Below are 9,109 nucleotides of genomic sequence, written 5' to 3' on the forward strand. Positions count from 1 at the left end.
CTGCAGACGCAAGCTCAGGCCACCGCCCGACTTCAAACTGCCCAGGTAGTGCTAGAGGCCGTTATGGACCATTGGCTGAGTAACGATCAGGCTGCGGGGCACGCGCGGACAGCGAGGGGGATCTTGGTGCTCCAGCCGCCGCGCGAGCGGCCGAGGGCCTGATCTCCAGCCCCGTTTTCCCGGCGGCATGCTGTGGGCGCGGACGATGGTGCTGTCGAGGATCAGGTACTCGAAGTCCGGCTCCTCGGCCATGGCAGCGAAGATGCGATGCCAGACGGCCGTGAACGCGCCGACCTAAATTTCCGGGTCGGTATGGAAGGTCGTCACGCGACGATGTCATCGAGCTCACATCCACCCGCTTGCAGGGTTGCCTCAAGATTGGCGCAACTGCCGACCTGACCGGGCATGAACAGGAGGTCGCCTGATCTGATCGCTGCGGAATAGGTGTGTCTCGGGAGGAGGTTATGCCGACCGGCTGGGAAAACGGCGTCACGCTGGACCATGTTGGAAGTCTCCTTTTGTTGGTCGCGTCATCCGGGCGGCCGTCGCGCTTGCTCGGCGTCGTCGAGGAAGCGGGCGAGATCGTCGTAGCCGTAGAGGACGGCCAGCTCGCGGGGCGTCAGCCCCGCATGCGTCCGCAGATGCAGCGGATGACCCACCTCGACCAGCGCCCTCGCGGCTTCCAGATGCCCATGCCACACCGCGTCGTGCAGCGGCGTCATGCCGTTGTACGGGCCTTGGGCATCCAGCTCGGCTGCGGGAGCCCTGGCGCGCTCGCGCGTGTCCATCATTGCCCTCACGACATCCGCATGTCCGAAGTAGGCGGCTTCGTGCAGAGCCGTACCCAGGAACAATCCGACCATGCGGCGCGGATCGGCGCCCGCATTCAACAGTGCGCAGACGATGCCTGCGTGGCCTTCACGCGCGGCAATGGCGAGCAGCGTGTAGTCGTCATCTGGGCTTCCTACCATCGGCAGCCGCGCGTTGACGGCAGCGCCCCCGGCAATCAGCCGCTCGGCATCCGCAAGGTCGCCGGCCTTGACGGCTGACACCAGGGCCTGAGCGCGGACCTCCTTCTCGTCGGCCGCGTTCTTCGCGTCGATCAGGCGCGCGATCGTGTCGAGGGCGTCGCGCCGGGCGAGATCGAGGGCCGTTTCGCGCCAGTGGTTTCTGATTGCCGTCCGCGCACCGCGTTCCAGCAGCAGCCTGACCATGTCCTCGTGCTTGTATACAACCGCATCCATGAGCGCAGTGTGCCCGAGAACGGGCGATTGCTGATCGATGAAGGCCCCGTGGTCGAGCAGCAACCCTGCGACGTCGGGCTTGCCCGACAACGCCGCCTTGTGGAGCGCCGTCGCCCCGGCCCGCGGCTCGACCGCGAGTACCTGGGCTCCAGCGGTCAGCAGGAGGGCCACCATCTGCGGCTGGCCGAGGCCCGACGCGATCATTAACGGTGTGAGGCCTTCGGGTGTGAAGCGGTTCACATCCACGCCCGAGCGGAGGAGATCGGCCGCGGCCGCGAGGCTGCCGGCGCGGACAGCGGCATCGAGAGTCATACCAACTTCCTGTTGGACATGGAATGGAGGCAGCTTTGGGGTCTGCCGTTGCGCTCGGCCGCACCCGCTCACTGCGGCGATCCGACTGCATCGAGGAACCTGAGCAGCTCGGCACTCAGGCGATCGCTTGCCTCGTGCTGGATCCAATGGCCCACGCCTTCCAGGCGGACGACGTCGATCAGGCCGGGTGCGACGCGCCGCAGGTCGTCGAGCGTGGGAGGCGTCGGGTGGAACAACCGGCAGAGTCCGTCTGCTGCGCCCCAGATGTAGAGCGACGGCTGCCGGATAAGCGCGTTCCTGAACGCCGGCATGAGATCGAACGTCTCCTGTGCCGCACGGTAGTAGTTGAGCCCGCCGTGAAACCCGGTCTTCTCGAACGAGCGGATCGTGTGCTGGACGTAGCCCGGATCGGCCCAACCCGGCATGGCCGCGAGAAGGGGTCGAAGCATGTGCCGGGTCGGATCGGCAGGGTCCCATTCGGTGCCAGGCGGCGGGCTGGCCGACAACCAGTACAGGATGCGGGGTATCGTCTTCCTGGCTGGCTCGAACCGCGCCTCCGCACCCGGCTCCATCATGGCGAAGGCGTAGTAGCGTTCACCGTAGCCCTGCCTGCGGAACTCGTCCCAGGTGCTGACCTCGCCGCGGGGCTGGAAAGGGATGCCCAAGCTGACCATCGCGCGGAACCGGTCCGGTCGCATCACCATGGCGCGCTGGGCGACGTCTGCTCCCCAGTCATGGCCGACCAGGACAGCAGACGGGATGTCGAGGGCGTCCAGCACGCCCACCAGATCGCCAACTGTGTGGAGGGCGCTGTAAAGGCTCACCTCGGACGGAGCATGGCTCGCCCCGAAGCCCCGCATGTCGAGCGCCACGGCCCGGTATCCCGCTTCCGCGACGGCGCGCATCTGGCCGCGCCAAGTCTCGGCGGTGTCGGGGAAGCCATGGCAGAACAGGATGGCCAATCCCTTTCCTTGCTCGATCACGTGGAATGACGCCCCGTTGGCCTGTACTTGGGCCCGGCGCAGCGGGAACGGGCCGGTGGGGGCTTGCAGATCGATATCGCCGGGCATCACTGTCCCTCCAGCCTCGAGATTTCGCCGCCGATCCGCTTGAGGCGGGTGAAATAGGCGGCGGAATCGAGCAGCTGGTACGGGAAGTAGAGCCCGGCCGGGGTCGGCGGAGCGCCATCGAGCCCAACCAACCGTTCGAGGACCATGGCAACGCCGAGCCCTGTCAGCGGCATCTGCCCTTGGGGGTGGACGACGGCGTGACGGGTGCGAAGCGGCTTGCCGGCACGATCCTCCCCGGCGAGGTCGAGGAGGATCTCGGTCGACATCGGCCCGCCGTGGCGCCGGGTGGAACTGACCCCGAGCGCGAGATTGAACTGGACGTTGGGCGCGCCAGTCGCGGCCGCCAGGCCGATGATGTCGTAGGGCGAGTGGGCGACCGCCTCCATCTCGGTGCCGGCGACGGCGCGGAACCTGGTTCTCGCCCCGTCGCCGGTGCGCCAGGAGAAGGTGCCGTCGCACCGGATGAGGGCAGCCGGCAGGGCGGCCGGCAGCGTCTCGGCCAAACGGCTCAAGGCGGCTGCGGTCTCAGGGCCACCTATGTCCAGCTCGTCGAGCAGCGCGCCGATGGCGATGCCGTCGACGCGCCCGAACGCCTTGGCGAACTCCAGCGTCGGCACCGTCACGGCGCCCACAAGCCATTCGACGCCGAGGACTACCGCGGCGGCGTGCGGCCTGTGCACATAGGCTGCCACCTTGGGGCCGATCCCGTCCACGCCCCCCGAGATGCTGATGTGCGGCACGCCGCGCGCCTGGGCGAAGCGGAGCCCGGCGAGCGCATCGTCCTTAAGGAAGACGGCGACTGCGCCGACTGGGCGATCGCCGAGGTCGAGATCACCGGCGGTGAGGTCGAGCGCGACGCCTTCGGCGTTGCCGATCTCGCCGGCGGCCTTCTTGGCCTTGGCGAGAGCACGGCCGCCAATCAGCAACGGTACGTTGGGGTTGGCGGCGCGCAAGTGTCGCGCCGTGTGTCGACCGACGACGCCGGAGCCGCCGATCAGGAGGATGGGACTCAGTGGCATGGCCAAGCCTCATACATTGGATCGGAAAACCTACGAAAAGTAGTATACTAATAGTAGGTTACTGACGGTAGGTTTGGCAAGGAGGCATTGTGGGCCCGTGGAGAAGGTCTCTGATGGGGCAGGCCGGCGGATGGGTTCCGGCTGGCTTCGACCGGGATCTGCACCACACATGAGGCCAGCAAGGCCAATCCTTGAAATGGGTCTAGCTCACACTCCAATGCCGGCCGCGGGTGCTGCCCCTTTCGTGCCGGCGCTGGTGGAGTTCGTCCGCCGGCGCCAGTGCGAGCTTCGCCTCTGGATCGCCGACAGCCTCGTGGCTGAACATCAGGCCGCGTTGGAGGAAGATTTCTGCCATTCGCGTGGGGGCAGGCGGCAGCGCAACCGTTGCAGCGAGATGAGGACAATGATGTCGGATGGGGAGTGGGAATGGTGCAGCAGCCTGCCGTTGCGTTGGTTACATGGCTTGCTGCAGTCTCGGCAGCGGAACCGGTCGCGCTCCTCGTTGGCGATGGGGCGTTCGGCCAGGACGGCACCTACGCCGAGATCGTGCCACGGCATTCGGATGCGGAAGTCGTCATGCCGTGACGCGAGCGTCCGGCGCCGAGTGCGGCGGCCGAAACCGCTCCGACGCGGCGGGACCCTCATTTGCCTTGCATCGCTGATCGTGACCGCTTGGGTTGGCAGGAAACGTCCAACACAACCGACGTGCTCTCGTGGAGATCGGCGTCTCGAGATGCAATCGCGTCGTCGGCAACGGGCTACGCTCACGGACGGAAAAGCGCCAACTCATCGACGTAGCCGCTGCCACCAATGCCCCGAATGGAGTGCTGCTTCTAGGACGCCCCAAGTACATTTGCGTCGCATGACCACAAACGCAGGCGGAAGTCAGTTTGTCCGGGCCACACATCAGCGCAACACGGTGCAGCGCGAAACCGCTGGCACGGCCATCATTCCGCATGGCCAATCTGGCGCGAAGGCGGAGCAGGGCGGGCGGCATCGCGGCGACGGTGGTCGTCGCCGAAGCCGTGCTCCCTGAGCGGTAATTCCAGAGGCGGTGCATTTATCGAAGCGAGATCGTCCATTCCGGCATGGCAAGGCAGCTGCGTTTCCTAGCGCAAACACCGCGCAGGCATCAGGTCGGAACCAAGGCAGAACCCACTCGTTCCAACCGGCCTGCGGCGCCGCCGCGAAGCTCCTGGGGAGGAGGCAAAGCATTGGCGGGACAAACCGGGCATCCATTGCTTGGCGGAGGCCAGATCACCCGGCGGGACAAAATCGTCACTGCCGCGGAGGCGGTCCGGCTCATCCGCGACGGCGCCACCGTTGCCACCGGCGGCTTCGTCGGAATCGGCTTCGCCGAAGCCATTGCGGAAGAGTTGGAGCGTCGCTTTCTGGAGAGCAGCCGGCCGCACGGCCTGACGCTGGTCTACGCTGCCGGCCAGGGCGACGGGAAGGAGCGCGGACTCAACCACCTCGGCCACGAGGGACTGGTGCGGCGGGTGATCGGCGGGCACTGGGGCCTTTGTCCGAAGCTCCAGCGCCTTGCGCTGGAGAACAAGATCGAGGCATACAACTTACCGCAGGGTGTGATCTCTCACCTTTTCCGCGACATCGCCGCTGGCAAGCCGGGCACGCTCACGCGCGTCGGCCTCGACACCTTCGTCGATCCGCGCCACGGCGGCGGCAAGATTAACGCGCGCACTACCGAAGACCTCGTCGAGCCGATCGTCCTGCGCGGCGAGGAGTACCTGTTCTACCGCGCCCTGCCGATCGACGTAGCGATCCTGCGCGGCACCACCGCGGATCCGGACGGCAATATCACCATGGAGCGCGAGGCGCTGGTGCTGGAGGCGCTGGCGATCGCCACGGCCACCCGCAATTCCGGGGGCGTTGTCATCGTGCAGGTGGAACGTTTGGCCGAAGCAGGCAGCCTTAACGCCCGCCTGGTGCGCATCCCGGGCGCCCTGGTGGACTGCGTTGTGGTCGCGCCGGCGGAAAGCCATTGGCAGACCTTCGCTACCCCCTACAGCCCGGCCTTCAGCGGAGAGGTGCGCGTGCCCATGCGTTCCTTGCCGCCCATGGCGATGGGGCCACGCAAGGTCATAGCCCGCCGCGCTGCCTTCGAACTACGGCCCAACAGCGTCGTCAACCTCGGCATCGGCATGCCGGAGGGCGTGGCCAGCGTCGCCAACGAAGAGCGCATGCTCGAATACCTGACGCTGACGACCGAGCCCGGCACGATCGGCGGCTTGCCCGCCGGCGGCCTCGACTTCGGCGCGGCGAGCAACATTCAAGCGCTGGTGGATCAGCCTGCGCAGTTCGACTTCTACGACGGCGGCGGTCTCGACGCGGCTTTCCTCGGCATGGCGCAAGTCGACCGGGAGGGCAACGTCAACGTCAGCAAGTTCGGTCCTCGGCTGGCCGGCGCTGGTGGCTTTATCAACATCAGCCAAAATGCCAAAAAAGTGGTCTTCCTCGGCACCTTTGCTGCGCGAGGCGATCCCAAATTCGTGGAAAGGGTCGAGCACCGTACCTTCAGCGGCGGCTTGGCGGCCAAGCGCGGCCAGCCCGTCCTCTATGTCACCGATCGCTGCGTATTCCGCCTGACGCCGGATGGACTGGAGTTGACCGAAATCGCCCCCGGCTTGGATGTCGAGCGCGATATCATGGCCGAGATGGCCTTCCGCCCGCTGGTCTTGAAAGACCCGGTGCCAATGGACCCCCGCATCTTCGCCCCTGGCCCGATGGATTACAGCGAGGAATGGCTGAGCTTGCCATTGGAGTCACGCCTGACCTACGACCCCACCGGGGGCGTGTTCTTCATCAATTTCGAGGGATTCGGCATCAGGCGGCAAGAGGACATCGACCGCGTCCGTTGGGCAGTAGAGGGGCGCCTGTCGCCGCTGGGCCGCAAGGTCCCAGCCATTGTCAACTACGATCACTTCACCATCGCTCCGGAGCTGCTGGACGCGTACACCGACATGGTGGATGGCTTGGTGCGGCGGTTCTATTCCGGCGTCACTCGCTACACGACCAGCGCCTTCCTCCACATGAAGTTCGGCGCCGCGCTACGCCGGCGCGACGTGGCGCCGCACATCTATGAGGGCCGCGCGGAAGCCGAAGACCATCTACATGCCTTGGCGTGCGGTCCGGGCGAAGGAGCAAGCAGATGATCGGCCTCGTCGGCATCATCCTGTCGTTAATACTGCTCATGTACCTCGCTTACCGAGGTATCAACGTGTTGGTGCTGGCGCCGATCCTGGCGTTGCTCGCAGTCTTGGCACAAGGTGACCTACCGATTCTCGGCACCTATACGCAGGTCTTCATGGCAGCGCTGGGCCGCTACATGGTGCAGTTCTTCCCCTTGTTCCTGCTCGGCGCCATCTTCGGCAAGCTGATGGACGACAGCGGCTCGGCCCGCGTCATCTCCAGTTGGATCGTGGAGCGCGTCGGAGCGGAGCGTTCCATCCTTGCCGTCGTGCTCGCATGCAGCGTGCTGACCTACGGCGGCGTCAGCCTCTTCGTGGTGGCCTTCGCGGTGTTTCCGGTCGCGGCCGCGCTGTTCCGGCAGAGCGGTACGCCCAAGCGGCTGATCCCGGGTGCGATTGCGCTCGGTAGCTTCACCTTCACGATGACGGCGCTGCCGGGTACCCCGGCGATTCAGAACGCGATCCCATCGCCCTTCTTTGGCACAGATGCTTTCGCTGCCCCGGGCATCGGCATCGTCGCGGCGCTCATCATGTTCGGCGGCGGTACGCTCTGGCTGAACTGGCGCTCGCGCTCCGCCCGTGACGCTGGAGAGGGTTACTCCGGCCCTGTCGGCGTGCAGCCATATTCTCAGGATGGGCCGCGCCCGAGCACGGTCGGAGCAGCGCATGTTGGCAATGTGCCACGCGAAGCGCCGCCGCCTGCAGGCGCGGAACAGCCAAGCGGCGTGCCGGCAGACCCGCACCCACGTTCCGAGCCCAGCGTGGCGCTGGCCTTCGCGCCCGTCCTGCTCGTCATCGCCGTGAACTGGGCCTTTTTGAACCTTGCCATACCGGTGATGGATACCGGCTACCTCAGCGAGCCGCGCTACGGCTCAACCAATATCGATGCGGTGCGCGGCATCTGGTCCATTATCGTAGCCCTCGTGCTGGCCATCCTGTTCATTCTTGCCACGTCCTGGCGAGCTATCGGCGACTTAAAGAAGTCGGTGAACGACGGCACAATGGGCTCGCTGCTGCCAATCTTCAATACTTCCTCCGAGGTCGGCTACGGTGCGGTCATCGCCAGCCTGCCGGCTTTCTTCGCGATCCGCGAAGCGGTACTGAACGCGGGTGGCGGTGATCCGGTCATTTCACTCGCGGTGGCAGTGAACGTGCTGGCCGGCATCACCGGCTCAGCCTCGGGCGGGATGAGCATCGCGCTTCAAACCCTTGGTTCCACCTACGCCGAAATGGCGCAGGCCGCGGGCATCGACCCGGGGATCCTGCATCGCGTCTCCGCGCTCGCCTCCGGTGGCTTCGACAGCTTGCCGCATAATGGGGCGGTGATCACGCTGCTCGCCATCTGCGGTCTGACGCACCGGGAGAGCTACGCCGACATTGGTATGGTGTCAGTCGTGATCCCGCTGATTTCGCTGGTGTCAGTACTGGGTCTTTACAGCGTGTTCGGCAGTTTCTGAACGGACAATGACGTCATGCAAACCGGCCTCGCCGCTGTGGTCCGGTTTGTCGCCATTTAACGTGCAAGGTTCTCAGGCAGTCGGAGACCCGGGCAGGGATCCGTCTTGGCCTTTTGCGACGGCTGCAGCGCGCTGAGAAGGTACGCTAAGAGTTAGGCCAGCCATGAACGGAGCAAGCGGACGTTGTAGCCCGCGGCTGCGAGGACGAGGCTGACAGCATTGCCTTTTGTGCCGAGCAGGACGTCACGGCCGAGATGGCCTTGATATTCCTGTGCCGATGATCGGCTTGATGGCGCTGTGGCGCCGTTCCCTCGCGGCGAATGGTTGGCGTGATGCTGGGCCTCTTGTCTGAAATGGACTCGCAGGCGCATGCGCCTGTTCTGAGCGGCGAGAGTGTGGCCACCACAAGGGTCGCCCGCAGAGCGAGAGCGTCAAGAACGAAACTTTCGCTAGGCGTTGCGGCATTGGTTGCGGCGATAGAGACTTTGCGGTCGAGCTTGTAGCGGCATTGGCTTTGTGAGTTGCCCCTGTAGAGAAGGTCCGCCGGTAACTTGGTCCGGCGGCAGCGAAAGGGTGATTGGAATGGTGCGGAAGCCGATGCACATTCTAAAGGCGATCGTAGCGAAGCTGCGCCAGGCGGAGGTACTGGTCGGCCAGTAGAGGTCGGTGGCGGATGCGGTGCTGGAAGTCCGAGTGACGCAGCCAACCTATCATCGCTGGCGGACGGAGTTTGGCGGCCTGAAACTAGAGCACTTTGATGTTGCTTGGAATCGCGCGTTCTGATTCGACGCTGTTGAT

6 protein-coding genes and 1 pseudogene are annotated in these 9,109 nt (G+C 65.5%); 3 read left to right on the top strand and 4 right to left on the bottom strand.

Features of this window, described 5'->3' with window-relative positions:
- Positions 1–95 precede the first annotated feature (95 nt).
- The 4 genes and pseudogenes from AC5JJ6_RS29030 to AC5JJ6_RS29045 form a co-directional block, all read right to left on the bottom strand.
- A pseudogene (locus AC5JJ6_RS29030) lies at positions 96–276 on the bottom strand (IS5/IS1182 family transposase); the annotation flags it as partial.
- A 254-nt stretch (positions 277–530) separates the two neighbouring features.
- Positions 531–1,556 carry an ankyrin repeat domain-containing protein gene (locus AC5JJ6_RS29035; protein ID WP_496045394.1) on the bottom strand — a complete coding sequence of 342 codons (1,026 nt, stop codon included), beginning with the start codon at positions 1,554–1,556 and terminating at the stop codon, positions 531–533.
- A 68-nt stretch (positions 1,557–1,624) separates the two neighbouring features.
- Positions 1,625–2,626 (bottom strand): alpha/beta fold hydrolase, encoded by a 1,002-nt coding sequence (locus AC5JJ6_RS29040; RefSeq protein ID WP_496045395.1) that lies wholly within the window; start codon positions 2,624–2,626, stop codon positions 1,625–1,627.
- On the bottom strand, positions 2,626–3,645 hold the full coding sequence (locus AC5JJ6_RS29045) for a hypothetical protein (RefSeq protein WP_496045396.1): 1,020 nt from the start codon (positions 3,643–3,645) through the stop codon (positions 2,626–2,628). The genes AC5JJ6_RS29040 and AC5JJ6_RS29045 overlap by 1 nt, the downstream gene beginning before the upstream one ends.
- 426 nt (positions 3,646–4,071) lie before the next feature.
- Here AC5JJ6_RS29045 and AC5JJ6_RS29050 point away from each other — a divergent pair, with 426 nt between their 5' ends.
- From AC5JJ6_RS29050 to AC5JJ6_RS29060, 3 genes are all read left to right on the top strand, one after another.
- A complete protein-coding gene (locus AC5JJ6_RS29050) occupies positions 4,072–4,230 on the top strand; it encodes a hypothetical protein (RefSeq protein ID WP_496045397.1) in 159 nt (52 codons plus the stop codon).
- A gap of 629 nt (positions 4,231–4,859) precedes the next feature.
- On the top strand, positions 4,860–6,818 hold the full coding sequence (locus AC5JJ6_RS29055) for an acyl CoA:acetate/3-ketoacid CoA transferase (protein ID WP_496045398.1): 1,959 nt from the start codon (positions 4,860–4,862) through the stop codon (positions 6,816–6,818).
- On the top strand, positions 6,815–8,311 hold the full coding sequence (locus AC5JJ6_RS29060) for a GntP family permease (protein ID WP_496045399.1): 1,497 nt from the start codon (positions 6,815–6,817) through the stop codon (positions 8,309–8,311). The genes AC5JJ6_RS29055 and AC5JJ6_RS29060 overlap by 4 nt, the downstream gene beginning before the upstream one ends.
- Positions 8,312–9,109: the final 798 nt, after the last annotated feature.

The sequence above is a fragment of the Skermanella sp. genome, assembly GCF_059503625.1.

Bases quoted from the DNA above. Each gene is read 5' to 3' on its own strand.
- AC5JJ6_RS29060 (WP_496045399.1), top strand. From the start codon at position 6,815: ATGATCGGCCTCGTCGGCATCATCCTGTCGTTAATACTGCTCATGTAC.
- AC5JJ6_RS29045 (WP_496045396.1), bottom strand. From the start codon at position 3,645: ATGCCACTGAGTCCCATCCTCCTGATCGGCGGCTCCGGCGTCGTCGGT.
- AC5JJ6_RS29050 (WP_496045397.1), top strand. From the start codon at position 4,072: ATGGTGCAGCAGCCTGCCGTTGCGTTGGTTACATGGCTTGCTGCAGTC.
- AC5JJ6_RS29035 (WP_496045394.1), bottom strand. From the start codon at position 1,556: ATGACTCTCGATGCCGCTGTCCGCGCCGGCAGCCTCGCGGCCGCGGCC.
- AC5JJ6_RS29040 (WP_496045395.1), bottom strand. From the start codon at position 2,626: ATGCCCGGCGATATCGATCTGCAAGCCCCCACCGGCCCGTTCCCGCTG.